Below are 24,922 nucleotides of genomic sequence, written 5' to 3'. Positions count from 1 at the left end.
TCGCGCTGCGCGCTCGTCCTCAAACGCCGGACGGGCTGGGATGTCCCCCCCCGGACGGGATGGGACGTTCCCCGGACGGGCTGGAACAGCCGGTGTACGTCGTCGTGTCGCTCAAGGGCAATCAGGCTGTAACCAGCAACCCTCTGTTGCGCTACGCGCGTTGACTCTAGGCTTCCGACGGTTTCCGTCTTCTCGTACTCCTAACCCCCGGGGGGAACACGTGTCCGCCATACCCAAGCATCGACGGCCCAGGCGTCGTGCCACCCGTGTTCTCGCCGTCGCGGCGGGGCTCGCCACCGTGGGGGCGCTGGCCGCGTCCCTGCCCGCCAGCGCGGGGCAGGATCACCCGGGGGGCGGGAGCGGGGGGAAGCACTCGCGCACCGTCGACGTGCAGCTGCTGTCGTTCAACGACTTCCACGGGAACCTCCAGCCGCCCGCCGGGTCCTCGGGCCAGGTGACGGAGAAGCAGGCCGACGGGAGCGAGAAGAAGATCGACGCGGGCGGCGCCGAGTACCTCGCCACGTCGCTGCGCACCGCCCGCAAGGGCCACCCCTACACCGTCACCGCGGCCGCCGGCGACCTCATCGGCGCCAGTCCGCTGCTGTCGGGACTCTTCCACGACGAGCCCACCGTCGAGGCGATGAACAAGCTCGACCTGGACGTCACCAGCGTCGGCAACCACGAGTTCGACGAGGGGGCCAAGGAGCTGGCCCGCATGCAGAACGGTGGCTGTCACCCCAAGGACGGCTGCTTCGAGAAGGGGAAGAACGGCAAGGGGAAGAAGTTCGAGGGGGCCGACTACCCGTACCTCGCCGCCAACGTCACCGACGAGAAGACCGGCAAGCCCGTCCTGAAGCCCTACTGGGTGTGGAAGCACAAGGGCGTCAAGGTCGGTTTCATCGGGGTGACGCTCGAAGGGACCCCCGACATCGTCTCCGCCGACGGGGTCAAGGGGCTGAAGTTCCACGACGAGATCGAGACCGTCAACAAGTACGCGAAGATCCTCGACAAGCAGGGCGTGAAGTCCATCGTCACGCTCATCCACGAGGGCGGCGTGCCGAAGAGCCAGACGTACAACTACGACTGCGACTCCCCCGGCGCCGGCGACGGGATCTCCGGGCCCGTCACCACCATCGCAAAGGGCATCACGCCCAAGGTCGACGCCCTCGTCACCGGGCACACCCACAACGCGTACGTCTGCACCATCCCCGACCCCGCGGGCAAGCCGCGCATGGTGACCTCGGCCTCCTCCTTCGGGAAGCTCTACACCGACACCACGCTCACGTACGACCGCAGGACCAAGGACATCGTCCGGACGAGCGTGCGGTCCGCGAACCACGTCGTCAGCCGTGAGCAGGCCAAGGCCCCGGACATGACCTCGCTGATCTCGCGCTGGGACAAGCTCGCCGCACCCGTCGCCAACAAGGCCGTGGGGTACATCTCCGGGGACATCCCGGGGCGTGGCGCCGGCGTCCCCGAGTCCCCGCTCGGCGACCTCATCTCCGACGCGCAGCTCGCGCACGCCAAGTTCGTCGACCCGGAAGCCGATCTGGCGCTGATGAACCCGGGCGGCATCCGCTCCGACATCGTGTTCAAGGCGAGCGGCAGCGAGGGTGACGGAGTCGTCACCTACGGCGAGGCGTTCACCGTGCAGCCGTTCAGCAACACCGTCAACCTGGTCGACCTGACCGGCGCGCAGCTCGTCACCGGGCTGAAGCAGCAGGTCAGCGGGTCGAACGAGGCCTCGCCGAAGATCCTGCAGGTGTCGGAGGGGCTGACGTACACGCTGGACATGACCAAGAGCGGTGCCGACCGCGTCGTCGCCGATTCCATCAGGCTGAACGGCAAGGCGATCGACCCGGCGGCCACCTACCGCGTCGCGATGAACTCGTTCCTCGCGGGCGGCGGCGACGGCTTCGCGGAGCTCGGCAAGGGGACGAAGCCGGTCGTCGGCAGCGACGACCTGAAGGCGTTCAGCGACTACCTGACCGCCAACTCCTCGGCGGACAAGCCGATCGCGCCGCCGAAGGCGGACCGCATCACGATCGTGAAGTAGGGAGTGTACGTCCGGTGGACCGCGGGTGGCGTGTGATGAAAACAGCGCGTTAAAGAAGCCGCCGAAACCGGGCGTTACCGGGTGTAAGGCTTGGGGTGGGGTGTGAACGTATGGTGAGATCCTCTGATGCGTTCCCCCCACCGCATAGCCACGCGACCGACGGACGACGCCCCCCTGAACCAGCACGAAGACCACCGGAACGACGGCCCGTACGACGGCCGGAACGACACGGCCAAGCTCCCCGCCGCCTCGTACACCAATCCGTACGACGAGCTCGCCGCGCTCGCGCCGAACCCGCTGGAGGAGTTCCTCCACGAGGAGAAGAGCGGGGGCGACACGGCCGGGTCCGAGGCCGAGAAGCCCTGGACGCCGCCCAACCACCGGCGCGGCAGCCGCCGCCGCAACCGCTTCGCGGGGCTTCCGCTCGCCGCGAAGGCCCTGGTCGCGGTCCTCGTCGCCGCCGCGTTCCTCGCGCTCGGCGACCGCTGGGCGCTGCTCTACGCCGAGCACGAGGCCGCGGAGAAGCTCAAGGACCAGATGAACCTGAGCGCGGCGCCCGAGGTCGACATCGAAGGGTTTCCCTTCCTCACCCAGGTCTTCGACAAGCGCGTCGACAAGGTGAAGGTCACCGTCCCCGACGTCGCGGCCGACCGGGTCTCGCTCGCGAAGGTCTCCGCGACCGCCACGAACGTCACGATCAACGGCGACGGGCCCACGTCGATCAAGGGCGCGAGCATCGGCGAGATGAACGGTGAGGTCCTGCTCTCCTTCGAGGACCTCAACCGCGAACTGGGCGCCTCCCAGGTCACGTTCACCGGCCACGGCGACGACCAGGTCCTCGCGCGCGGCACGCTGCCCGTCGCCGGGCACGATCTGAAGGTCCGCGCCGACGCGCGCATCCAGCGCAACGGCGACCGCGGCATCTCCACCGACATCGGCGGGATGAGCCTGCAACTCGGCGACCTGGCGACGTACCGTCCGGGGGCGCGGGAGTCGGAGGGCCTGCACCTCTCGCAGAAGTCCGCCGACCGCGTCGCCGAGGAAACCTCGAAGGCGAAGGCGCTGCTGTCCGTCCCGGCGATCGTCGAGCGGCTCGGCGTACCGCGGAACGTGGTCCGCGAGGCCCTGAAGAGCGACGCCAAGCTCAACGAGCTCACGGGCTCGCCGCGCTTCGTGAACGACGTCATGGGCCTGAACCTCATCGACGTGGCGATGGGCCACCCCGAGCTCCTGAAGAAGCTCGGCCTCGACCCCGCCCTCCTGAACGGCCTCTCCCAGCTCACCCGCCCCGTCCTCGCCGACCGCCTCACCCTCGCCTTCCAGCTGCCGAAGCTGCCGGGGGCCGGGACGGTGTCGCTGAAGGACGTGACGGTGGAGAAGGAGGGCATCCGGGTCCGGATCGCCGGCTCGGGCATCGGCATCGGCCAGTAGAGCCACAGGGTCACGCCCGGTCCGCGGTCTCCGAGCGGAAGCTCGCGGCGAGCCGTGGGCGGGCCAGCCCGAAGTAGTGCCGGAAGCTGTAGACGAGCGGGTTCCAGACCTCCGGGTCGATGTGCTGCGTGCCGGGGACGACGACGGAGGCGGCGGCGTGCACGTGCACGACGTCGCACTCCACGGTCCGGAACTCCCCCGCGGGCCCGGCCGGCGTCGTCCGGCGCACCGTCGCCTCCAACTGCAACGGGCACTCGGCGACCCGCGGCGGCCCGACCGCGACCGACTCCTGCGGACGCAGGCCCGCGGCGGCGAACTTGTCCGCCTCGTACCGGAACAGCGCACGCTTGGCCGCGGGCACCGGATCCACCCCGGTCAGCGGCGCGAGCCGCTCCACCGCCGACCACATGTCGGCGGAGGGCAGATTGATCACCAACTCCGGCCGCTCCGCGAGATTGGCCCCGGTACGCCCCTCGGCCCCGAGCCCGAGCACCACGGTCCGTCCGAGCGCCCAGAGGGACGAGATCGGCGCGAGGTTCGCCGTGCCGTCGGGGTTCGTGGTGGTGAGGAGGGCGACGGGGGTGCCGAAGTAGAGGACCTTGGGGGTTACGGAGAGGTGATCGTCGGCGGCCGTCTCGGCCCCTTGTCGCGTGGCGTTGTTCATGCCTCGGAACGCTAGGAGGCGGGCGTTTCGGTGCCCGCCGAAGTATCGGCCGCCGACCATGGGGTCTCCGGCGGCGGAGTGGCCGCCCCCGGCAGCCGTACCGTCGCCGCCGTTCCGCCGCCCTCCGCCGCCTCCAGCGTCACCTCGCCGCCCGACTGGCGCACCGTACGGGCCACGATCGACAGGCCCAGGCCCGAGCCGGGGAGCGAGCGGGCCGACGGGGAGCGCCAGAAGCGGTCGAAGACGTGGGGGAGTTCGTCCGCGGGGATGCCGGGGCCGTGGTCCCGTACGGTCAGGCGGCCGCGGTCCAGGGTGACCGCCACCGTGCCGCCCGGCGGGCTGAACTTCACCGCGTTGTCCAGGACGTTGACGATGGCGCGCTCCAGGGCGGGGGGCTCCGCGCGTACGTACCAGGGGGCCAGTTCCGCGGTGATCGTCACCTCGGGGCCGCGCAGCCTCGCACGGGCGATGGCGGCCCTGGTGAGGTCGTGCAGGGCGATCACCTGGATCTTGCCGCCGGCGTCCCCGTCCCCGTCCTCGGTCCCCGTGTCGGGGCGGGAGAGTTCTTGCAGGTCGCCGATGAGCGCGGCCAGTTCCGTCATCTGCGCGGTGACCGACGCGAGCAGTGCCTTGCGGTCGTCGGGCGGGATGGCCCGGCCCGTCTCCTCGCTGCGGGCGAGGAGCTCGATGTTCGTGCGCAGGGAGGTGAGCGGGGTACGGAGTTCGTGGCCCGCGTCCGCGATCAGCTGTTGCTGGAGGTCGCGGGAGGACGCCAGCGAGGCGGTCATGGAGTTGAAGGACTCCGAGAGCCGGGCGATCTCGTCGTCGCCCTCGACGGGGATGCGCAGGCTCAGGTCCTCGGTGCGGGCCACGTGTTCCACGGCCGCGGTCAGCTGGTCCACGGGGCGGAGCCCCGTGCGGGCCACCCACAGCCCCGCGGCGCCCGCGCCCAGGACGCCGATGCCGGCGACGACGAGGAGGATCAGGGCGAGGTTGTCGAGGGTGTCGTCGATCTCGCTGAAGGGGCGCGCCACGGAGACGGCGAGCTGCAGCTGGGGGTAGTCCTCCAGCGGGTACGTGTAGACCCGGTACTTCTCGCCGTTCGCCGCGGTGGTGTCGTGGTACGTCGCCGACCGCTCGCGCGCGGCCACCGCGGTGTCCGAGGCGTCGACCTCGATCGACTGGCGGCCCAGCAGGATGCAGTTCGAGCCGTTCTTGGCGACGACCTGGATGATCTGCTTGTAGAGGTCCGGCTGGTCGCGGCTCGGGATCTCGCGCAGGCAGCGCGCGCCGCCCCCCATCGCGTCGATGTCGATCTGCTGGCTCACCTCGCCCGGCTTCGGGCGGTTGCCGCTCAACGCGTCGTCCAACGAGTCCAGCAGCGCGTTGCGCACCACGAACCAGCACGTCACCGCCGCCGCCGCGACCGCCAACGCCACCGCCGTAGCCACCAGCAACGCCAACCGCGACCGCAGTGGCAGTCCCCGGAACCGTCGCAGGACCCTGTTCACTCGCCGCCCCGCAGCACGTACCCGACGCCCCGCACCGTGTGCACGAGGCGCGGTTCGCCGGCCGCCTCCGTCTTGCGGCGCAGGTACATGACGTACACGTCGAGGGAGTTGGACGACGGCTCGAAGTCGAAGCCCCAGACCGCCTTGAGGATCTGCTCGCGGGTCAGGACCTGGCGCGGGTGCGCGAGGAACATCTCCAGGAGGGTGAACTCCGTGCGGGTCAGCTCCACCGTCCGCGTACCCCGCGTGACCTCGCGCGTCGCGAGGTCCATCCGCAGGTCGGCGAAGGCGAGCGTGTCTCCCTCAGCGTCCTGCCCGGCCCCGGGCGCGTACGAACTGCGGCGCAGCAGCGCGCGGATGCGGGCGAAGAGCTCGTCCAGCTCGAACGGCTTGACGAGGTAGTCGTCGGCGCCCGCGTCGAGTCCCGTGACGCGGTCGCCGACGGTGTCGCGCGCGGTCAGCATCAGGATCGGGGTGGTCGATCCTGCGGAGCGGAGCCTGCGTGCGGCGGTCAGGCCGTCCATGCGGGGCATCTGGATGTCGAGGACGACGAGGTCGGGGCGGTACGCCGCGGCCTTCTCCAGCGCGTCGGCGCCGTCGACCGCGACCTCGGTGCCGTACCCCTCGAAGGCGAGACTGCGCCGGAGCGCCTCCCGCACGGCGGGTTCGTCGTCCACGATCAGGATGCGCAGCTGCTCGCGGTCACCGGTGCGGTCGCCTTCGGCGGGGCTCATGGGATGTGGACTTCCTCGGGTCGGCGGATCGGCGGACATGACAGGGCCGGTATCAGCGTCGCACGCGAGGGCGGCGACAGCGCCCCAGGTCAGGTCTTCGAGCCCGAGCGCAGCTTGCCGAGGTCGTCCTTGACCGCGTCGATGGGTATGGCGAAGCCGAGGCCGACGCTGCCGGAGGACGCCGATTCCGCGCCGCTCTGCGACGAACTGGGCGAGTACATCGCCGAGTTGATGCCGATGATGTTGCCGTTCATGTCGATGAGGGCGCCGCCGGAGTTGCCGGGGTTGAGCGAGGCGTCGGTCTGCAGTGCCTTGTACGTGGTCTTCGCGGAGCCCGTGTCGCCGTTGAACTGCCGCCCGTCGAACTCGAACGGCCAGCCGCCCTGCGGGTCCTGCGGCTGCTCCTGGCCCTCACCCGTGGCGACCGTGACGTCGCGGTCGAGCGCGGAGACGATGCCGCTGGTGACCGTGCCGGTGAGGCCCTCGGGGGAGCCGATGGCGACGACCTCGTCGCCGACCTTGACGTTGTCGGAGTTGCCGAGGGTGGCCGGCTTGAGCCCGGACGCGCCCTTCAGCTGGATGAGGGCGAGATCCTTCTTGCTGTCCGTCCCGACGACCTCGGCGTCGTACGTCTTGCCGTCGTTCGTCCGCACCTTGACCGACGTGGCGCCGGCGACGACGTGGTTGTTCGTCACGATCTCGCCGTCGCTCTTCGTGATGACCCCGGAGCCCGTCGACTTGCCCTGGGCCGTCGTGGCGCCGACCTCGACGATGCTGGGGCTGACCGCCTCCGCGACCCCGGAGACCGTGCCCTTCTTGCTCGTCGGCACGACGTCGGTGCTGGTCGCGGAGGAGCCGCCGTCGTTGTCGGTCAGCGTCTGCACGGCGTACGCGGTGCCGCCGCCCACCGCGGCCGCCGCGATCGCGACGGCGGCGAGGAGAGCCGCCGGACCCTTCGCGCGGCGACGCCGGGCCGGGGCGGGCGCCTGAGGTGCTTCCGGCGCGTAGACGGGCGGGGGCGGGTAGGCGCCCCGCGTACCGCCGGGCGGCACAGGCGCTGACGACTGCTGCTGGGGGTACTCGCCGCTGTGGCGGAAGGTCTCGGTCATGGCTATGAGACTGTCCGGCGTACATGAGAGCTGCCTGAGTACGTCCTGAGAAGCCCGGCAGAAGTGCGTATGCCCGATATAAAGGCCGCCGGTGCCGGGGGAGGCTACTTATAGCCGAGGACGGCTACTTGCAGCCGCAGGACTGCCGCACCACCAGCCGGGACGGGAACAGCTTCAGCCGCTCCCGCCGCGACCCGGCCACCCGCAGCCCGTCGTCGAGCACCAGGTCCACCGCCGCGCGCGCCATCGCGGGCCGGTCCGACGCGACCGTCGTCAGCGGCGGGTCCGTGAGCCCCGCCTCCTTCACGTCGTCGAAGCCGGCCACCGCCAGCTCCCCCGGCACGTCGATGCGCAGCTCGCGCGCCGCCCGCAGGATGCCGATCGCCTGGTCGTCCGTGGAGCAGAAGATCGCGGTGGGTCTGTCCGGGCGGGCGAGGAGCTCCAGGCCCACCTGGTACGCGTCGTAGCGGTTGTACGGGGCTTCGAAGAGCCGCCCCTCCACCGACCGCCCGGCCTCCCGCATCGCGCGCCGCCAGCCCTCGACGTGGTCGGAGACGGGGTCGCCGACGGTCGGGGTCTCGGCCGTGCCGCCGACACAGGCGACGTACTCGTGACCGTGCTCCAGGAGGTGGCGGGTGGCGAGCTGCGCGCCGCCCACGTCGTCCGTGACGACCGCGACGTCGTCGATCGCTTCGGGCCGCTCGTGAAGCAGCACCACGCGCGCGTCCCACGCGTCGATCTCGGCGGCGGCCTGGTCGGTCAGGCCGTGGCTGACGAGGATGAGGCCGGAGACCCGCATGCCGAGGAAGGCGCGGAGGTAGTGCGTCTCGCGCTCCTCCACGTAGTCGGAGTTCCCGACCAGGACCATTTTTCCGCGCTCGGACGCCGCCTGTTCCACGGCGTGCGTCATCTCCGCGAAGAACGGCTGGCGCGCGTCCGGCACGATCATGCCTATGAGGTCCGTGCGCCGCGAGGCCATGGCCTGGGCAACACGGTCGGGCCGGTAGCCCAGCTCCTTGATCGCGGCGAGTACCCGCTCGCGCGTGGCCGGGGCGACCGGCCTGGGTCCGTTGTTGATGACGTAACTGACGACCGCGGTCGAAGTACCCGCAAGTCTTGCCACGTCATCCCGAGTCACCTTGGCCACGCGCGGAGTCTACGCGGATGGAACTACCGCTGGGCAGGGCGTACGGCAGCTTCCTTCGGAGCGGGCGCCGGGCCACCGCCGTTTTCCTGAGCACGGGGTGTGGCGGCCTTCGCCTTCTCGCCGTCGGCGGCGCGCTCCACCTTCTCCGGTGTGACGAAGCGGTAGCCGACGTTGCGGACGGTGCCGATCAGCGACTCGTGCTCGACGCCGAGCTTCGCCCGCAGCCGCCGCACGTGCACGTCGACCGTGCGGGTGCCGCCGAAGTAGTCGTAGCCCCACACCTCCTGGAGCAGCTGGGCGCGCGTGAAGACCCGCCCCGGGTGCTGCGCCAGGTACTTGAGCAGCTCGAACTCCTTGAAGGTCAGGTCGAGGACCCGGCCCTTCAGCTTCGCGCTGTACGTCGCCTCGTCCACCGAGAGATCACCGTTGCGGATCTCCATGGGGGAGTCGTCGGAGGTGATCTGCTGGCGGCCCATCGCGAGCCGGAGCCGGGCCTCGACCTCGGCGGGGCCCGCCGTGTCGAGGAGCACGTCGTCGATGCCCCAGTCCGCGGTGACGGCCGCGAGGCCGCCCTCCGTCACGACGAGGACCAGCGGACAGCCGGGCCCCGTGGAGCGGAGCAGCTGGCAGAGGCTGCGGACCTGCGGGAGGTCGCGGCGCCCGTCGATCAGGATGACGTCGGCACCGGGGGTGTCGACGAGAGCGGGGCCCTCCGCGGGGGCGACGCGCACGTTGTGAAGGAGCAGGCCGAGAGCGGGGAGCACCTCCGTCGACGGCTGGAGGGCATTGGTCAGGAGCAGCAGTGAGCTCACCGCCGACCACCTGCCCGGGTCGTCCGACTTTCGTGCACGTTTCGCTCGCCCATAACGTCTGGTTCCTCCTCGGTCCCTGCGGAGGGGTTCCCCCCTGCTCATTGGAGCTTGGGGGCGTTTACGGCACTGCTTCGTACGAAAACTCCGCGCACTTCCGGGGCCCGCGCCCGGGGCCCGGAAAGCACGAAAGGACCCGGGGGCTGCGCTGCCCGGATCCTCTGCCGAGCAGAATAGCCCACATGAACTCCGGTCGGGCAGGTCACGAGGCGCGATCTTCTGTGCCTCAGCTCACTCGCGGTCAGCGCGGCGTTCAGCAGAGGGCCACGCTCCGTACACAGGACGGAGTGGCCATCGAGGCCGCCCACGACCCCGGGCCCGACCCCTCCGGTGAGCTCGCGATCGTCGTCGCGCACGGCTTCTCGGGGGACCTCGCGCGCCCGCACGTGCGCCGGATCGCGGGAGTCCTCGCCCAGCGTGCGGCCGTGATCACCTTCTCGTTCCGGGGCCACGGCGGCTCCGGTGGGCACTCCACGGTGGGCGACCGCGAGGTGCTCGACCTCGCCGCGGCGGTGGAGTGGGCGCGGTCCCTCGGGTACGCGCGCGTGGTCACCGTCGGTTTCTCGATGGGCGGCTCGGTCGTCCTCCGTCACGCCGCGTTGCACAGGGGGCGCACGGAAGCGCGGACCGACGCGGTGGCCGCGGTGAGTGCCCCCGCGCGGTGGTTCTACCGGGGGACGGCGCCGATGCGGCGGCTGCACTGGGTCGTCACCCGGCCCGCCGGACGCGCCGTCGGCCGTTTCGGACTGCGGACGAGAATCCACCCGCACGAGTGGGACCCCGTCCCCCTTTCGCCCGTCGAGTCCGTCCCGCTCATCGCCCCGACGCCGCTGCTCGTCGTCCACGGCGACCGGGACCCGTACTTTCCGCTCGACCATCCGCGGATGCTCGCCGCGGCCGCCGACGGCGGGGCGGAGCTGTGGCTGGAAGAGGGCATGGGACACGCGGAGCACGCGGCGTCCGACGCGCTCGTCGGACGGATCGCCTCGTGGGCCACGGCATCATGGACGTCGGCAACCGCCGACTGAAAGGAAGGGGAGTCGCATGGTGAACGGCACCATTCGTTACTGGGCCGCTGCCAAGGCGGCCGCGGGCGTCGCCGAGGAGCCGTACGACGCGGCGACGCTCGCCGACGCGCTGGACGCCGCACGCGAGCGGCATCCCGGTGAACTCGTCCGGGTCCTGCAGCGCTGCTCCTTCCTGGTCGACGGGGCCCCCGTCGGGACCCGGAGGCATGAGACCGTACGGCTGGCCGAGGGCGGCACGGTCGAGGTGCTCCCGCCGTTCGCAGGAGGATGAGCGCCATGTCCGATCAGCCCTACGAGGGGTACGAGGGGTACGACGGGTACGAGCCGTATCCGCAGCAGTACCCCGGACAGCAGCCGTATCCGGAGCAGCAGCCACAACAGCAGCAGCCGCATCAGCAGTACCCGGACCAGCAGCAGCCGTACCCGGACCACCAGCAGCAGCGGTACCCGGACCAGCAGCAGTACTACGCCCAGCAGCAATACGGTCACGATCAGTACGGCCAGGACCAGTACGGCCGGCCGTACGCGCAGCCGCAGCCGCAGCCGCAGCCGCAGCCGCAGCCGCAGCAGCACCAGCACCAGCAGCAGTACTACGCCGAGCCCCAGCAGCAGTACGGCCAGGAGCACCACACCCAGCAGTGGGAGGGGCAGACCTGGGAGACGCAGGTGGGGCACCAGGCGCCCGCCGCGGTCGACGTGACGGAGACGGCGTACCTGCCGCCGCAGAGCGCGGCTCCGGCGGCCGCGCCCTCGCCCGCGCCGGAACCGGAGCCGGCCCGGGAGCCCGCCGCCACCGACCCGTCCTCGTACGGCCCCGCCACCACCACCGGCAACCCCCGCATCACCGACGCCCAGCGCGCCCGCGCCGAGGGCCGCTCGCCGATCATCGAGCCGGGGATGCAGCCCGCCGCGCTGACCGCCGTGCTCGGCCTGCTGCTCGCCGCGGGCGCCGCCGTCGGGCCGTACGCGCTGCTCGTACCGCTCGTGCTGCTGCAGGCCGTGACCGCCGCGGGATGGTTCCGGCTCAACGGCATGTGGCCCGCGCGACAGGGCATCGCGCTCGCGTTCCTCGGCGGTGTCGTCGCGGACGTCGCGCTGCTCGCCGTCGGCAAGGAGGACGCGCCCGCCGCCGTCCTCGGTACCCTCGGCGTGTGGGTGCTGCTCGTCCTCGTGCTGCAGCTGCGCAGCCACGCGGGGGCCGACGAGCGGATGTACGGGCTGATGGCCACGGTCGCCTCGTCGGCGCTCGCGATCGTCGCGGCCGGGCACCTCGCGGCCGCGGCCGACGCCGTGACCGTGGGCGGCATCGCCGTCGCCGTCGCGATCCTCGCCCGCGCGCTCCCGCTGCCCACCGCCGCCTCCGTGGTCGTCGCGCTGCTCGCGGCCGCGGGCGCCGGGATCGCGGTCGGCGGGACGACGGACTACGGCAGCGAGGGCGCGCTGCTCGCGCTCGGCGCCGGGGTCTGCGCGCTGATCGGGCACCGCGTCGCCGCCTACGACTATCCGTCGCGCTTCGTGCACATGACGGCGGGCGTCGCACTGCCGCTCGCGGCCGCCGCCCCGGCCGTCTACGTCCTCGGACGCGCCATCGGCTGATCGTCACAGCTGGTCGACAGGTCCCCCGCCGGTCTCTCCGGCCGGGGACCTGTCCTTTAGGCTCGCGGAAACGACAGTTGACTCGGGGGACCAGGTGGGGGAACACCGGACATGAGCAAGCGAGCCATACGCACACTTCTGATCGTCGTCGTGATCCTCGGGGGTCTCTTCGTGGCGGCCGACCGGCTCGCCGTGAACTTCGCCGAGGGCGAGGCGGCGGACAAGATGCGCACCAGCGAGGGGCTGAGCGAGACGCCCGACGTCTCCATCAAGGGCTTCCCCTTCCTCACTCAGGTGATGGGCGGTGAGCTCGACGACGTGGAGGTCGGCATCAAGGACTACGACGCCAAGTCCGGCTCCGACTCCATCCGCATCGCCGACCTCACGGCCCACATGAAGGGCGTCGAGTTCTCGAGCGACTACAGCTCCGCGACCGCCGCGACCGCCACGGGCACCGCCCACGTCTCGTACGACGAGCTCCTGAAGGCCAGCAAGTCCGAGCCCGTCGAGCTGCCGCTCGGCGCGACCGGCCGGGTCGTCGGCCTCTCCGACGGCGGCGACGGCAAGATCAAGGTCGAGGTCGAGGTCAGCAAGGGCGGCGCGAAGCTCCCCAAGCCCGTCCACGTGCTCAGCTCGGTCCGCGTCGAGGGCGACAACATCCGGGTCCACGCCGACCGGATCCCCAAGAGCCTGAACGTCCTGGGCGTCTCCATCCCGCTCCCCGAGGGCACGGCCCGCAACGTCACCGACTTCGACCAGAAGATCGAGGACCTGCCCGCCGGCATCAAGCTGGAGAAGGTCGAGGCGGCACCGGACGGCGTCGACATGTCGGTGTCCGGCTCCCACGTGCGCCTGGCGGGCTGACCCGCCCCTCCCAAGGGCTCGTCCGCAGTACGAGACGGAGGCGTCCGGGGGGCGGATGCGACAGGGGTGCGGGGCAGTCCGCGGCGCCGCCGGGGCGGCCGCGGGCTTCAACGATTCCCACATCATGGACGATCGTGTCTCAGCATGCGGAGCGCCGGTGACACGGCCACCCCTCCGTCCCTACGATCGGACCCATGCACCGACAGGCGGACCTCACGAAGCGGCGGGCAGTGGACCTGTGCCGCGTCGCCGCCATGCTCTGTCGCACCTTCTAGCGGGACGCCCCATCCCCGCGTTTCCCCCGGCCTGTTGACGCCATCCGTCAGGGCCTCCCCCGTGCGTACGTACGCCGTGCCTCCCCGCACCTCCCGTACCGCGCACGCCCCTTTGCACCGCCGTAACTGCCCCGGAGGAGAGAAGCATGAGCCGCAGCGACGTCCTGGTAGACGCCGACTGGGTCGAGGCCCACATCGAGGACCCGAAGGTCGTCATCGTCGAGGTCGACGAGGACACCTCCGCGTACGACAAGAACCACATCAAGAACGCGATCCGCATCGACTGGACCAAGGACCTCCAGGACCCGGTCCGGCGTGACTTCATCGACCAGGAGGGCTTCGAGAAGCTCCTCTCGGCCAAGGGCATCGCCAACGACTCCACCGTCGTCCTCTACGGCGGCAACAACAACTGGTTCGCGTCGTACGCCTTCTGGTACTTCAAGCTCTACGGCCACCAGGACGTGAAGCTCCTCGACGGCGGCCGCAAGAAGTGGGAGCTCGACTCCCGCGACCTGGTCGACGGCTCCGAGGTCCCGAACCGCCCGGCCACCTCGTACAAGGCCAAGCCCCAGGACACGTCGATCCGCGCCTTCCGCGACGACGTCGTCAACGCCATCGGCTCCCAGAACCTGGTCGACGTGCGCTCGCCCGACGAGTTCAGCGGCAAGCTGCTCGCCCCGGCCCACCTCCCGCAGGAGCAGTCGCAGCGCCCCGGCCACGTGCCGAGCGCCCGCAACATCCCGTGGTCGAAGAACGCCAACGACGACGGCACCTTCAAGTCCGACGACGAGCTCAAGGCCCTCTACGAGGACGAGCAGGTCGACCTGGCGAAGGACACCATCGCCTACTGCCGCATCGGTGAGCGTTCGGCCCTGACCTGGTTCGTCCTGCACGAGCTGCTCGGCCAGACCAACGTCAAGAACTACGACGGCTCCTGGACCGAGTACGGCTCGCTCGTCGGCGTGCCGATCGAGCTCGGCGCCAACAAGTAACCCTCCCGACCTTCTCTTCCCCTCAGGAGTACCCATGTGTGGAGCAAAGGCCGGCGGCCCCGACGCTTCGACGATCAAGCCCGGTGAGACGACGATCCAGGGCCAGGTGACCCGCGACGGCGAGCCCGTCACCGGTTACGTGCGCCTGCTCGACTCGACCGGCGAGTTCACCGCCGAGGTCCCCACCTCGGCCACCGGACAGTTCCGCTTCTACGCCGCCGAGGGCACGTGGACCGTCCGGGCGCTGATCCCCGGCGGCACCGCGGACCGTACGGTCGTCGCCCGGACGGGCGGTCTGGCGGAGGTCGCGATCGCGGTCTGATCGCGGTCTGCATCACACAGCGCGGTCCGCACACCGCGCCGAGAACGGCTGAAGGGCCGCACCCCAGGGGGGTTGGACGCCACTGGAACGGGGTGCGGCCCTTCGGCTACCCCTGACGTCTGCGTTTGCCGTCCAGCTCGTCCCACCACTCGTCGGACTTCCGGTCCCCACTGGGGTCGTCCCACCAGCGGTCGTCCGGCCCCCGGCGGTTCGCCGTCATCGCGGCCAGCGGCGGGATCACCATCGCCACGACGCACATCCCGACGGCCACGGGAATCGACCAGAGCCGCACGACACCCCAGGCCAGGACGAACAGACCGACACAGGTCCCCATCATGGCGAAGTACAGCCGGCGCCTTCGCGCGTACATACACCCAGCGTACGTCCGGAGGGACCTCACAGAGAGGGACGGGCGCCGCCCGACTACAGTGGGACCGGCTCTGATACCTGCCCCAACCGCTCACCGAGGAGCACCCCGTGCTTGAGGCCTTCTTCTCCGCCCTGCTGGTTCTGGTCTGCGTCGGCGTTCTCGCCTTCGCCGGGCTGACCGTGAAGAAGCTGTACCAGGGCCAGCGCTGACCCCCGCCACCGCCACCTCCACAGATCGCCTGAGCATCCCATGATCGAGATTCCGTCCGACCTGAACCCCGACCTCGTCCCCCTCGCCTGGCTCCTCGGCAACTGGGCGGGCGCGGGCGTCACCGACTTCCCCGGCGCCGAGAAGGCGAATTTCGGCCAGGAGGTCTCCTTCACCCATGACGGCCGGGACTTCATCGAGTACCGCTCGTACAGCTGGATCCTTGACTCCGAGGGCAACAAGGTGAAGCCCCTGGAGACCGAGTCCGGCTTCTGGCGCATCGACAAGGACCGCAAGGTCGAGGTCGTCATGGTCCGCGACGAGGGCGTCGTCGAGGTCTGGTACGGCGAGCTGGCCGACAAGAAGCCGCAGATCGACCTGGCCACCGACGCCGTCGCCCGCACCGCGGCCTCCGGCCCGTACACCGGCGGCAAGCGCCTCTACGGCTACGTGAAGGGCGACCTGATGTGGGTCGGCGAGAAGCAGACCCCCGAGGTCCCGCTGCGGCCCTACATGTCGGCCCAGCTGAAGAAGGTCGTCACCCCCGAAGAGGTCGCCGACATGGCCCGCAACCTCGGCGATCTGCCCGACGACGGCATCGCTTTCTTCAAGTAAGCCTAGACTTCTGGGTGTGGCGAGTACCGACTCCGACTGGAAGAGCGACCTGCGTCAGCGCGGCTACCGGCTGACGCCGCAGCGACAGCTTGTCCTCGAAGCCGTCGACACCCTGGAACACGCGACCCCCGACGACATCCTCTGCGAAGTGCGCAAGACGGCGTCGGGGGTCAACATCTCCACGGTCTACCGCACCCTGGAGCTCCTGGAGGAGCTGGGTCTGGTCAGCCACGCCCACCTCGGGCACGGCGCGCCGACCTACCACCTCGCGGACCGGCACCACCACATCCACCTGGTCTGCCGGGACTGCACGGACGTCATCGAGGCCGACACCGAGATCGCCGCGGAGTTCACCGACAAACTGCGGAAGACGTTCGGGTTCGACACCGACCTGAAGCACTTCGCGATCTTCGGGCAGTGCGGGAAGTGCAGGGACTCGGAATAAGCACGGGCGCGGGCTGGTCGTAGTCTTTGTGAACATGAAGAGCCCCCTGTTGTCCCTGCCCGGCGCCGTCCCCGCCGAGGGCGTGGACGAAGGCGTCGCCGCCCACTACGGCGAACTGTTCCGAGAGCAGCGCGCCCTCGCCGACGGCACCGGTTTCGTCGACCTCTCGCACCGCGGCGTGGTCACCGTCACCGGCTCCGACCGGCTGAGCTGGCTGCACCTGCTGCTCACCCAGCACGTCAGCGACCTGCCGGCGGGCCGGGCCACCGAAGCGCTGATCCTCTCCGCCAACGGCCACATCGAGCACCACCTCTCCCTCGTCGACGACGGCGAGACCGTCTGGGCGCACGTCGAGCCCGGCACGCAGGACGCACTCATCGCGTACCTGGAGAGCATGAAGTTCTTCTACCGCGTCGAGGTCGCCGACCGCACCGACGACATCGCCGTCGTGCACCTGCCCGCCGGTTCCATCGCGCCGGTCCCGGACGGCGTCGTCGTACGCGAGACCGCGCACGGCCGCGACCTGTTCCTGCCCCGCACGGACCTGGAGACGTACGCCGAGGGGAACGGCCCCGCGGCCGGCCTCCTCGCGTACGAGGCGCTGCGCGTGGAGACCCACCGGCCGCGCCTCGGCTTCGAGACCGACCACCGCACCATCCCGCACGAGCTGGGCTGGATCGACTCCGCGGTGCACCTGCAGAAGGGCTGCTACCGCGGCCAGGAGACGGTCGCCCGCGTCCAGAACCTGGGGAAGCCGCCGCGCCGCCTGGTCTTCCTGCACCTGGACGGCAGCGAGGTGCACCTGCCGACGGCCGGGACGCCGCTGCACCTCGCGAGCGAGGGCGCCGAGGGCCGCAAGCTCGGCTTCATCACCACGGCCGTACGGCACCACGAGCTCGGGCCGATCGCGCTGGGCCTCGTCAAGCGCAACGTGCCGCTTGACGCGGGGCTCGTGGCGGGGGACACCGCCGCGGCCCAGGAAGTCGTCGTGGAGCCGTAGCGGGCGCCCGCGCGCTCACATCTCGATCAGCACCGTGAACGGGCCGTCGTTCGTCAGGCCCACCCGCATCTGCGCCCCGAAGCGGCCCGTCGCGACCGTCGCCCCCAGGGCACGGAGCTGCGACACCACCTCGTCGACCAGGGGCTCGGCCACAGGTCCCGGGGCCGCCGCGTTCCACGTGGGGCGGCGGCCCTTCCGCGCGTCTCCGTAGAGCGTGAACTGGCTGATGACCAGGAGCGGCGCGTCGATGTCGCTGCACGACTTCTCGTCGGCCAGCATGCGCACCGACCACAGCTTGCGGGCCAGCTGGGCGGCCTTCTCCTTGGTGTCGTCGTGGGTGACGCCCACCAGGACGCACAGGCCCTCGCCGCTGATCTCGCCCACTGTCTCGGGGCCGTCCTCGCCGGTCACCACGACGCTCGCGCCGTCGACCCTCTGCACCACTGCTCGCATACGGCCCATCATGCCGTGCCGCACGAGGCGTCCGGGACGGGCACACGATCCCCCCATCCGGGGCCGATTCCGGGCACTCGGCCACATAGCGGCCACTTGGGGTGGCACCATGCTCACACGCGGTGGACCGCGGCGGCCGGTCGAGGGGACGGGTAGAGCCAGATGATGAGCACATCGAGTACGGGGCAGACACCGGGGCGCATCTCGCTGCGGCGCACGCAGAGCGCGCGGCCGCCGGCGCAGCGCACGGGAGGTCGGCTGCTGCCCGAGGTGCCCCAGCACGACCTGGCCGCGCTGCGCCTGCCGGAGCTCCGTGAACTGCGCAGGACGGCGCAGCAGGACGAGGCCGACCTCAGCTATGTGCGGAGGCTGTTGCAAGGGCGCATCGACATCCTGCGCGCCGAGATCGCGCGCCGCGGGGCGCCCGGCTCGGCGGACTCCCCGGCGCCCGCGCCGGAGACGACGGTCGTGGGCCGGCTCGCGGAGATCCTCAGGGACGCCCCGGCCCGCCACCGCTCCTCGGCCCGGCATGTCACGCTCGGCACCCCCCTCGGCGAGGAGTCCCGCCTCCTGGCCACGGAGATGCTCGCCGACGTCGAACTCTCCGACCTGGAGGCACGCACCGACGACGAGCTGGACGCGGCCATGGGCCGCCTCGTCCGCTACGAACAGCAGGTGTCCCGGCGCAGACAGGTGCTGCAGCACACGGCGGACGACTGCTCGGCGGAGATCGCGCGGCGGTACCGGGTGGGCGAGGCGCAGGTCGACGACCTGCTGCTGTGAGCGGGGCGGCCCGCGACATGTTCTGAGCCCCGGTCCGTCCGTAGCAGTGGACCGGGGCTCAGCCCCCTTACGACCGACCGGACTCCCGGCTCCCCTCCGGATGGGAGCCCCGTCAGCCGGGCCTGGTGGCCGGGCGGATCAGCCCGACTGGGCGAGGAGCAGGACGAGCAGTCCCGCTCCGACGCCGCTGAGCTTGACGTTCTTGGCCTTGATCCCGATGGTCAGCAGGACGAAGGCGACGATGCCGAGCGGCCCGTACTTCCACTGGACGAGCTGTTCGAACGCGATGGCGAGAGCGGCGACGACGAGGGCGATGAGCGGCATGACGTTCCCCTCTTTCGGGCTGGTGGCCAACCCCGGGAGGGTCTGACCAGGTCGCCGAAGTTGGCTACCAACTTCAACTGACTTATCTCCGCTGGGAGTCGACTCATAACCACCTTTCCTGCAACTCCCCTAAGATGGCGCGAAGTTGTACTGTTTGGTTGTGAGCACCGAACCCGCCGCCGTCAAGGGGCGCAAGCGAGCGCAGCGGAGTCACCGAGAGGTTGCCGACGTGCTGCGCGACCGCATCAGGACCGGGTCGCTGCGGCCCGGCCAGCGCATGCCGACGCAGGCCGAACTGGCCGACGAGTTCGGCGTGGAGCGCGGAGCGGTGCGGGAAGCGCTGCGCATCCTGCACCGTGAGCATCTGCTGTCCAATGTGTCCAAGGGGAGCCCCGCCACGGTCGCGGACACCGCGGAGCGTGCTTCGGCCGGTCCCGGCGAGGTGCGGCCGCAGCCCACGACGGTCGGCCTCGGCCCGCGCATCGCGTCCGCCTTCGACGCGCCGCACGTGGAGATAGACGCGCTCTGCCTCACGTCCATCTCGCTCACCATGGCCATCGGCGAACCGCTGCGCCGGATCCACGCAGGACAGCGGAAACCGGCCAAGGTCGACGTCCGGGTGCTGCTGCCGAGCCGCGACATCGACCTCGCCTTCCCCGCGCCGGTCGACGGAGGGGACCACCAGGGCGACCAGGTGCACCGGCGCTGGCTCGACCAGCGCAACGCGCAGGGGCAGGTGCTGCGCCACAACCTCCTCGCGCTGCGGTCGTCGCACGGCATCGACGTATCGGTGCAGTTCCGCGCGCTGCCGTTCACGCCGCCCGTGAAGCTGTACCTGATCAACGGCGTCGAGGCGCTCTTCGCCTACTACACGCTCACCAAGCGGGACGAGGAGATCGGCAAGGAGTCCCTGGAGATGTACGACGCGCAGGGCACGCAGTCGATGCTCTTTCCGTTCAAGGAGGGGGGCGGGTTGCGGGACACGACGTTCGTGGAACAGTCCCATCTGTGGTTCAACGCCCTCTGGAACACGATCAGTCGAGATCTGGAGCTGGCGGCGGGCTGAGCGCCCCTGGGCCCGCGCGGGGTCCTCGCGGGGTCCTCGCGGGATTCTTACGGGGCCCCGCCCGGCCGCCGGATCAGCCGGATCAGCCGGCCGGACCCGTCACCATCAGGGCGAGGACGACGGCTCCGATGGAACTGCAGGTGGCGTTCTTCGCCTTGACGCCCACGGTCAGCAGAAGGAGGCCGACGATGCCCATCGGGCCGTACTTCCACTGCACGAGCTGTTCCAGGGCGACGGCGACCACGGCTGCGAGGAGGGCTATGGCGGGCATGGTGGTTCCTCCTTCTGCCATCTTGAGCTAGTTGGCAACCAACTCTGTTGAGGTTGTCCCCACTTGGCGACTATCCATAAACAACTTCGCGACAACTCCCCAAAGATGGCGGTCAGTTGTATCGTCTGGTCGTGACCCAGGAGAACGTGGCAGTGAACGGCAGCAGAAGACTCACCCCACAGGACATCGCCGACACCCTCCGCGACCGCATCCGGGCGGGCGAACTCAAAGCGGGCGAACGCCTGCCGACCCAGGCGGAACTCGCCGAGGAGTTCGGCGTCGAACGAGGCGCCGTACGCCAGGCGATGAAGAAGCTCCAGGCCGAGGGCCTGCTGTCCAACGTGAGCAAGGGCAGCCCACCCCGGGTGGCACAGTCGGCACCGCCCCCCGTGGGCAAGGAGCCCCAGCCGTCCATGGTCGCCCTGGCCCCACGCCTGGCAGCGGCTTTCGCCGAGCCGCACGTGCGGATCGACGTGGTCTCGTACACCGCGGAAACCCTGATGATCGCGCTCGGCGAGCCGGTACGGCTGATCCACGAGGGCCGCCTGCGCCCCCAGTCGATCACCGCGCGGATCCTGCTGCCGAGCAGCGACATCGAGCTGGCGTTCCCCGTGCCGATGGAGGGCGGCGAGGCGGGCCGGGAGCGGCTCCACCAGCGCTGGCACGCGCAGCGCAACGCGCAGGGCCAGGTGCTCCGCCACAACCTGCGCGCCCTGCGCGCCTCCCACGGAATCGACGTCGACGTCACGTTCCGCGCGTTGCCGTTCACGACGCCGGTCAAGCTGTATCTGCTGAACGGGCGGGAGGCGTTGTTGGCGTATTACACGCTGGCGCCCACGTCCGTGGAGTTCGACGTGCCCGACGGCGCGACCGAGGTGATGGACATCTGGGACGCCGGGGGCATCAAGGCCCCGGTCTTCTCCTTCGAGAAGGCCGATGACACCTCCCGCGACACGGTCTTCGTCGACGAGTCGCAGAACTGGTTCGACGCCCTCTGGGAAACGATCACTTCTGACCTGACACTCTCTTAAATGACATCTGATTCGACGCAGTCCGACGCGACGCCGACCGAATCGGCGGCGGATGAGACCGAACGGTTGCGGGACGTGGTCGCTCCCGTCCGTTTCGTGCTCTTCGACTTCGACGGACCCATCTGCCGCCTCTTCGCCGGGCGGCCGGCGGCGGACGTGGCGCGGGACCTGGTCCAGTGGCTGAAGGAGCGCGGGCTGCGCGGGCTGCTCACCGCCGAGGAGAAGGAGGAGCCCGACCCCTACGTCGTGCTGCGTGCCGTCGACCGCAGGCACCCCCGCAGCGACCTCGTCGCCGAGCTGGAGCAGTGGCTCACGCGGCAGGAGCTGACCGCCGTGACGACGGCCATGCCGACCGCGTACGTCGACCCGCTGATCCGCACCTGGACGGCGGTCGGCGCCCGGCTCGCGGTGACGACCAACAACGCGCCGTGCGCGGTGGGCAGGTACCTGGAGCGCCGCGGCACCCTGGACTGCTTTGCCCCCCACATATACGGCCGCACCCAGGACCTCAGCCTGCTCAAGCCCGACCCGGACTGCGTCGAACGGGCGCTGCGCGCCATGGGGGCGGAGCCGCGGGCGACCCTGATGATCGGTGACGCGCCGTCCGACTACGTGGCGGCGCGGCGCGCGGGTGTGCGCTTCCTCGGGTACGCGCGCAACGAACGCAAGGCGCAGCTGCTGCGTAACGCCGGCGCGGAACACCTGGTCGACTCTCTCGAACGCCTCTCCAGGGTTGTATACGCCATCGGGGACACGAAGGCGCCGTAAAGGAGCAGGTGGAGCACGCGAGCGCCACGCCGGCGTCCACTATGTGGCATGTGGCAGGAACGGTTCCGTGATCCGGATACCCTCTGCGCTCATGCCGTCCCCTCCGCCTCGCACCCTCCACGAGGCGCCGAAGACCGGGCTCCGCGAGTCGTGGATCCGACGCCTCGCCGAACTGCACCGGGAGCACCCGAAACGCCAGGTCGTGGCCGGTCACCACAACATCAACCACGTCGTGCCGCTCGGCTGGTCCCTCGCCCTGCTGCTGTGCACGATGCCGTTCCGGGCGCGGGTCAAGTGCCGGATGCCGCGCGAGACGGTGGAGGTGGTGCCCCGCATCTGGCCGAGCGAGCCCGAGCTGCTCGCGGTGGTCAGCCGCCATCTGAAGGAAGTCCCGCGCTGTCTGAGGGACTTCGGCGACTGGTCGCTGCACTCCTACCGGGCCGGCCGGGCGCTCTCCGACGTGGTGCCGCAAGGTCCCATCGGGGAATTGCTGATGCGCTCCCTCGCCGAGTTCTTCGCCCGCGCCGCTGCGGTGCCCGGGGACGAGCTCCCGCCACGCCCGCCCGGCTGGCCCGAGTCCGGCCGGTCCGAGGAATTCCTCCGGTGGCTCATCGACTTCACCGAACAGCGGGTGCACGCCCCGAACCGCCACCGCTTCGACGCTCTCTTCTCGGCGGTCGGGGTACTCCCCGACGCGCTGGCCGCGTTCCGCGACGACCCCGCCCGCCCACGACTCACCCCGAGACCCTTCTGCCTCCTCCACACCGACGTGCACCGCGCGAACGTCGTCGTCGACCGCAGGCAACTGGCAGTGATCGACTGGGAGCTGGCCATGTACGGCGACCCCCTGCACGACCTCGCCATCCACATGGTCCGCATGGACTACGAGAAGGACGAGCAGACCCGGGTCAAGGAACTGTGGGCCGAGGCGATGGAACGAGCGGACCGCGCCGACATGACGGACGGCATGACCACCGACCTCCCCGTCTACCTGGACTTCGAGTACGCCCAGTCGGTCTTCCCCGACATCATGCGAGCCGCCCTCGACCTGACCACCCTGCCCGGCCCCCCGGACCCCGCCGACTACGCGGGCGCGGCGGCCCGGGTGTGCCGAGCGGTACGCCGGGCGGCGGAACCCCTGAAGCTGGACTCGGCGCCGGACGAGGGGGACGCCGAGCGGGCACTTCGGGAGTGGTACGAGGGGCCGTTCGGACGGGAGACGTGCTCTTCCTGACGGGGCCGGGCACGGGCACCATGGCCTTCACTGTCGGGTACGGCGTCAACTCCCGTGTGCGAGGGGGCCTGGTGGCTGCGAGAGGTCGTCGTTCGGGGCGCGAGCGCTGGGCGAACGCGGAGAGCGCCCTGACCAAGGCGCTGCTGCTCGGGGTGTTCGTCCTCGGTCTGGTCGCCCAGTTCGTGCGGCCCGTGGGGGACGCGCTGGAGGGCAAGGCCTTCGTGGGCGGTTCGATCGTCAGCCTGGTCGGCTACGTGCTCTACAACGAGGTGCGCGAGCTGAACCGCAGGACCCGCCCCGAGGCCGGTTCCGAGATACGCACGGCGGACCTGGGCGAGCACATCGAGCGTGTGGTGGGGAACAGAAGGGCGCGGCGGGTCCGGATAGACGCCGTCGGATACACGGGGGAGACGGTCAAGGCGCCGGTCATGCGGAGCCTGGAAGCCCTGGAGGCGGGGGCCCGGCGCAGCGTGCGGGTGCGCATCCTCGTACCGGACTTCACCGTGCCGATGGCGATACCGGGGACGCTGGACGCGCACGGCAGAGCCGTGGACGACCCCGCGTACCGGGCGTATCAGCTCGACCGGGTGCGGTGGAACGTGCGTGAGTTCGGGGGTGTGGCCCGAAGTCTGAGAGGGTCCCGCCGGGCCGACATGGACGTCCAGTTCCGCATGTTGCGCATCACGCCTCTTCTGAAGTTCTGCCTGCTCAACGGCGATGAACTGTTCGACGGCATCTACGACAAGGTGGTGCAGGAGTCCGCTCCCGTACCGCCGGAGCGGCAGATCCTCGACCTCAAGGGCTACCAGGCCGTCCTGACCCACTGGCGCGCCGAGTCGGGGGCCGCGGGGCGCGAGAAGGTCGCCCAGCGGCAGGACCTCTTCGACACCCTGTGGCGGCTGTCCTCGCCGTTGCCCGACGCGGGCAGCGCCTGAGGAACCCGTGCGCCCGCCGCCGCCCGGTCACGTCACGCGTACCGCGCGAGGCCCGTGCGTAGTTGGGCGAACGCCGCGTTCGCCGCCGTCACCGCCGCCGGGCCGACCTCGTCCACGGGCTCGCCTGCCGCGACGCGGTGCCAGTTGTCCTCCGCCAGGACGCGGTGCACGGCGATGATCTGGGCCGCGGCCAGGCGGGCGTCCAGGGGGGTGCCGCCGTGGGCGTCGCGGAGGGCCGCGGCCAGGGCCTGTTCTGAGCGGTTCTGGTAGCCGTGGAGGCGGGCGACCAGGGACGGGGTGCCGTAGAGCAGGCGGTGGAAGGCCAGGACTCCTTCGGCGTCGTTGAGGCCCGTCACCGGGTCGTGGCGGTCCAGGCCGGCCAGGAAGTGGTGGTGGAGGGCGTCGAGCGCGGTGACTCCGGCGGGGCGCGCGGCGACCGTGCGGGCCGCTTCGTCCTCGTGGTCGGCGAAGCGGTGGAGGACCAGGTCCTCCTTCGAGGCGAAGTAGCGGAACAGGGTCGGCTTGGAGATCTCCGCCGCCGCCGCCACCTCCGCCACCGACACCTTCTCGAACCCCTTCTCCAGGAAGAGAGCGATCGCCGTCTCGGAGATCGCCTCGAAGCGGCGCTGCTTCTTGCGGGCGCGGAGGCCGGGCGGGACCTCGGAGCTGCTCGCGCTCGCGGGGCTCTCGCTCGTGGTCGCGGGGTTCTCGCTCGTGGGGCTCTCGGTGGTTGGGGGCATGGGCCGAGTGTAGCGGTGGGTGAGACGCGGTCATCATTGTGGCCGGGTTAATAATGAGGCCGGGTTACGAATTTAACTTGGT

The 24,922-nt window shown here is 70.6% G+C and carries 29 protein-coding genes; 18 read left to right on the top strand and 11 right to left on the bottom strand.

What is annotated here, in order from left to right; translation table 11 throughout:
- Nucleotides 1-220: 220 nt before the first annotated feature.
- Both AC07DO_RS20970 and AC07DO_RS20965 read left to right on the top strand, forming a co-directional pair.
- Complete coding sequence (locus tag AC07DO_RS20970) at nucleotides 221-2,056, top strand: bifunctional metallophosphatase/5'-nucleotidase (protein ID WP_479061518.1); 1,836 nt, start codon at nucleotides 221-223, stop codon at nucleotides 2,054-2,056.
- A gap of 126 nt (nucleotides 2,057-2,182) precedes the next feature.
- Nucleotides 2,183-3,487 carry an LmeA family phospholipid-binding protein gene (locus AC07DO_RS20965; RefSeq protein ID WP_479061517.1) on the top strand — a complete coding sequence of 435 codons (1,305 nt, stop codon included), beginning with the start codon at nucleotides 2,183-2,185 and terminating at the stop codon, nucleotides 3,485-3,487.
- A 10-nt stretch (nucleotides 3,488-3,497) separates the two neighbouring features.
- Here AC07DO_RS20965 and AC07DO_RS20960 read toward each other — a convergent pair whose 3' ends face one another.
- From AC07DO_RS20960 to AC07DO_RS20935, 6 genes are all read right to left on the bottom strand, one after another.
- Nucleotides 3,498-4,151 (bottom strand): flavin reductase family protein, encoded by a 654-nt coding sequence (locus AC07DO_RS20960; protein WP_479061516.1) that lies wholly within the window; start codon nucleotides 4,149-4,151, stop codon nucleotides 3,498-3,500.
- 11 nt (nucleotides 4,152-4,162) lie between these two features.
- A complete protein-coding gene (locus AC07DO_RS20955) occupies nucleotides 4,163-5,662 on the bottom strand; it encodes a sensor histidine kinase (RefSeq protein ID WP_479061514.1) in 1,500 nt (499 codons plus the stop codon).
- The gene (locus AC07DO_RS20950; protein WP_479061513.1) at nucleotides 5,659-6,396 is read right to left on the bottom strand and encodes a response regulator transcription factor; all 738 of its coding nucleotides are present in this window, start codon (nucleotides 6,394-6,396) and stop codon (nucleotides 5,659-5,661) included. Before AC07DO_RS20950 ends, AC07DO_RS20955 begins: the two co-directional genes overlap by 4 nt.
- Nucleotides 6,397-6,485: 89 nt before the next feature.
- Complete coding sequence (locus tag AC07DO_RS20945; protein ID WP_479061511.1) at nucleotides 6,486-7,505, bottom strand: S1C family serine protease; 1,020 nt, start codon at nucleotides 7,503-7,505, stop codon at nucleotides 6,486-6,488.
- Between the two features lie 124 nt (nucleotides 7,506-7,629).
- Nucleotides 7,630-8,652: a LacI family DNA-binding transcriptional regulator gene (locus AC07DO_RS20940; protein WP_150184855.1), complete on the bottom strand. Its 1,023-nt coding sequence runs from the start codon at nucleotides 8,650-8,652 to the stop codon at nucleotides 7,630-7,632.
- 23 nt (nucleotides 8,653-8,675) lie between these two features.
- The gene (locus AC07DO_RS20935) at nucleotides 8,676-9,464 is read right to left on the bottom strand and encodes a response regulator transcription factor (protein WP_479061509.1); all 789 of its coding nucleotides are present in this window, start codon (nucleotides 9,462-9,464) and stop codon (nucleotides 8,676-8,678) included.
- 239 nt (nucleotides 9,465-9,703) lie between these two features.
- Between AC07DO_RS20935 and AC07DO_RS20930 the strand changes: the two genes are divergently transcribed.
- The 7 genes from AC07DO_RS20930 (at nucleotide 9,704) to AC07DO_RS20900 (ending at nucleotide 14,598) form a co-directional block, all read left to right on the top strand.
- Nucleotides 9,704-10,549: an alpha/beta hydrolase gene (locus tag AC07DO_RS20930; RefSeq protein WP_479061507.1), complete on the top strand. Its 846-nt coding sequence runs from the start codon at nucleotides 9,704-9,706 to the stop codon at nucleotides 10,547-10,549.
- Nucleotides 10,550-10,565: 16 nt separating this feature from the next.
- Nucleotides 10,566-10,820, top strand: coding sequence for a MoaD/ThiS family protein (locus AC07DO_RS20925; RefSeq protein ID WP_150169506.1), 255 nt, complete (start codon nucleotides 10,566-10,568; stop codon nucleotides 10,818-10,820).
- 5 nt (nucleotides 10,821-10,825) lie between these two features.
- The gene (locus tag AC07DO_RS20920) at nucleotides 10,826-12,145 is read left to right on the top strand and encodes a hypothetical protein (protein WP_479061506.1); all 1,320 of its coding nucleotides are present in this window, start codon (nucleotides 10,826-10,828) and stop codon (nucleotides 12,143-12,145) included.
- Between the two features lie 111 nt (nucleotides 12,146-12,256).
- Nucleotides 12,257-13,009, top strand: coding sequence for an LmeA family phospholipid-binding protein (locus AC07DO_RS20915; protein WP_479061504.1), 753 nt, complete (start codon nucleotides 12,257-12,259; stop codon nucleotides 13,007-13,009).
- Nucleotides 13,010-13,203: 194 nt separating this feature from the next.
- Nucleotides 13,204-13,284, top strand: coding sequence for a putative leader peptide (locus AC07DO_RS20910; protein ID WP_350893136.1), 81 nt, complete (start codon nucleotides 13,204-13,206; stop codon nucleotides 13,282-13,284).
- Nucleotides 13,285-13,430: 146 nt separating this feature from the next.
- Nucleotides 13,431-14,276 (top strand): sulfurtransferase, encoded by an 846-nt coding sequence (locus AC07DO_RS20905; protein ID WP_479061502.1) that lies wholly within the window; start codon nucleotides 13,431-13,433, stop codon nucleotides 14,274-14,276.
- Between the two features lie 34 nt (nucleotides 14,277-14,310).
- On the top strand, nucleotides 14,311-14,598 hold the full coding sequence (locus AC07DO_RS20900; protein WP_062773190.1) for a DUF1416 domain-containing protein: 288 nt from the start codon (nucleotides 14,311-14,313) through the stop codon (nucleotides 14,596-14,598).
- Between the two features lie 106 nt (nucleotides 14,599-14,704).
- On the opposite strand, the gene AC07DO_RS20895 is transcribed toward AC07DO_RS20900, so the two are convergent.
- Nucleotides 14,705-14,968 (bottom strand): DUF3099 domain-containing protein, encoded by a 264-nt coding sequence (locus AC07DO_RS20895; RefSeq protein ID WP_479061500.1) that lies wholly within the window; start codon nucleotides 14,966-14,968, stop codon nucleotides 14,705-14,707.
- A gap of 249 nt (nucleotides 14,969-15,217) precedes the next feature.
- Here AC07DO_RS20895 and AC07DO_RS20890 point away from each other — a divergent pair, with 249 nt between their 5' ends.
- The 3 genes from AC07DO_RS20890 to ygfZ are packed head-to-tail and all read left to right on the top strand — an operon-like array spanning nucleotide 15,218 to nucleotide 17,235.
- Nucleotides 15,218-15,790, top strand: coding sequence for a heme-binding beta-barrel domain-containing protein (locus AC07DO_RS20890; RefSeq protein WP_479061499.1), 573 nt, complete (start codon nucleotides 15,218-15,220; stop codon nucleotides 15,788-15,790).
- Nucleotides 15,791-15,806: 16 nt separating this feature from the next.
- Nucleotides 15,807-16,235 (top strand): Fur family transcriptional regulator, encoded by a 429-nt coding sequence (locus AC07DO_RS20885; protein ID WP_479061497.1) that lies wholly within the window; start codon nucleotides 15,807-15,809, stop codon nucleotides 16,233-16,235.
- A 34-nt stretch (nucleotides 16,236-16,269) separates the two neighbouring features.
- The gene (ygfZ, locus tag AC07DO_RS20880) at nucleotides 16,270-17,235 is read left to right on the top strand and encodes a CAF17-like 4Fe-4S cluster assembly/insertion protein YgfZ (protein ID WP_479061495.1); all 966 of its coding nucleotides are present in this window, start codon (nucleotides 16,270-16,272) and stop codon (nucleotides 17,233-17,235) included.
- A 15-nt stretch (nucleotides 17,236-17,250) separates the two neighbouring features.
- On the opposite strand, the gene dtd is transcribed toward ygfZ, so the two are convergent.
- Nucleotides 17,251-17,688, bottom strand: coding sequence for a D-aminoacyl-tRNA deacylase (gene dtd / locus AC07DO_RS20875; RefSeq protein WP_471428716.1), 438 nt, complete (start codon nucleotides 17,686-17,688; stop codon nucleotides 17,251-17,253).
- A 165-nt stretch (nucleotides 17,689-17,853) separates the two neighbouring features.
- Between dtd and AC07DO_RS20870 the strand changes: the two genes are divergently transcribed.
- Complete coding sequence (locus tag AC07DO_RS20870) at nucleotides 17,854-18,471, top strand: RsiG family protein (RefSeq protein WP_479061492.1); 618 nt, start codon at nucleotides 17,854-17,856, stop codon at nucleotides 18,469-18,471.
- A gap of 138 nt (nucleotides 18,472-18,609) precedes the next feature.
- On the opposite strand, the gene AC07DO_RS20865 is transcribed toward AC07DO_RS20870, so the two are convergent.
- Nucleotides 18,610-18,795 (bottom strand): hypothetical protein, encoded by a 186-nt coding sequence (locus tag AC07DO_RS20865; protein WP_479061490.1) that lies wholly within the window; start codon nucleotides 18,793-18,795, stop codon nucleotides 18,610-18,612.
- Nucleotides 18,796-18,955: 160 nt separating this feature from the next.
- Here AC07DO_RS20865 and AC07DO_RS20860 point away from each other — a divergent pair, with 160 nt between their 5' ends.
- The gene (locus tag AC07DO_RS20860) at nucleotides 18,956-19,861 is read left to right on the top strand and encodes a FadR/GntR family transcriptional regulator (RefSeq protein ID WP_479061488.1); all 906 of its coding nucleotides are present in this window, start codon (nucleotides 18,956-18,958) and stop codon (nucleotides 19,859-19,861) included.
- Between the two features lie 82 nt (nucleotides 19,862-19,943).
- On the opposite strand, the gene AC07DO_RS20855 is transcribed toward AC07DO_RS20860, so the two are convergent.
- Entirely contained in the window at nucleotides 19,944-20,132 is a 189-nt protein-coding gene (locus tag AC07DO_RS20855; protein ID WP_150217692.1) for a hypothetical protein, read from the bottom strand.
- A gap of 125 nt (nucleotides 20,133-20,257) precedes the next feature.
- On the opposite strand from AC07DO_RS20855, the gene AC07DO_RS20850 reads away from it, so the two are divergent.
- The 4 genes from AC07DO_RS20850 (at nucleotide 20,258) to AC07DO_RS20835 (ending at nucleotide 24,100) form a co-directional block, all read left to right on the top strand.
- On the top strand, nucleotides 20,258-21,163 hold the full coding sequence (locus tag AC07DO_RS20850; protein WP_479061624.1) for a winged helix-turn-helix domain-containing protein: 906 nt from the start codon (nucleotides 20,258-20,260) through the stop codon (nucleotides 21,161-21,163).
- Nucleotides 21,164-21,931 carry an HAD family hydrolase gene (locus tag AC07DO_RS20845; RefSeq protein ID WP_479061486.1) on the top strand — a complete coding sequence of 256 codons (768 nt, stop codon included), beginning with the start codon at nucleotides 21,164-21,166 and terminating at the stop codon, nucleotides 21,929-21,931.
- Between the two features lie 91 nt (nucleotides 21,932-22,022).
- On the top strand, nucleotides 22,023-23,165 hold the full coding sequence (locus AC07DO_RS20840) for a phosphotransferase family protein (RefSeq protein WP_479061484.1): 1,143 nt from the start codon (nucleotides 22,023-22,025) through the stop codon (nucleotides 23,163-23,165).
- A gap of 71 nt (nucleotides 23,166-23,236) precedes the next feature.
- Entirely contained in the window at nucleotides 23,237-24,100 is an 864-nt protein-coding gene (locus tag AC07DO_RS20835) for a hypothetical protein (protein ID WP_479061483.1), read from the top strand.
- Nucleotides 24,101-24,132: 32 nt separating this feature from the next.
- Here the strand turns inward: AC07DO_RS20835 and AC07DO_RS20830 are convergent, their stop codons facing one another.
- On the bottom strand, nucleotides 24,133-24,840 hold the full coding sequence (locus tag AC07DO_RS20830) for a TetR/AcrR family transcriptional regulator (RefSeq protein WP_479061481.1): 708 nt from the start codon (nucleotides 24,838-24,840) through the stop codon (nucleotides 24,133-24,135).
- Nucleotides 24,841-24,922 lie beyond the last annotated feature (82 nt).

The sequence above is a fragment of the Streptomyces sp. NPDC045678 genome, assembly GCF_056432085.1.
The sequence above is the reverse complement of the archived record's forward strand: the minus strand, read 5'-3'. Positions and strand labels throughout refer to the sequence as shown.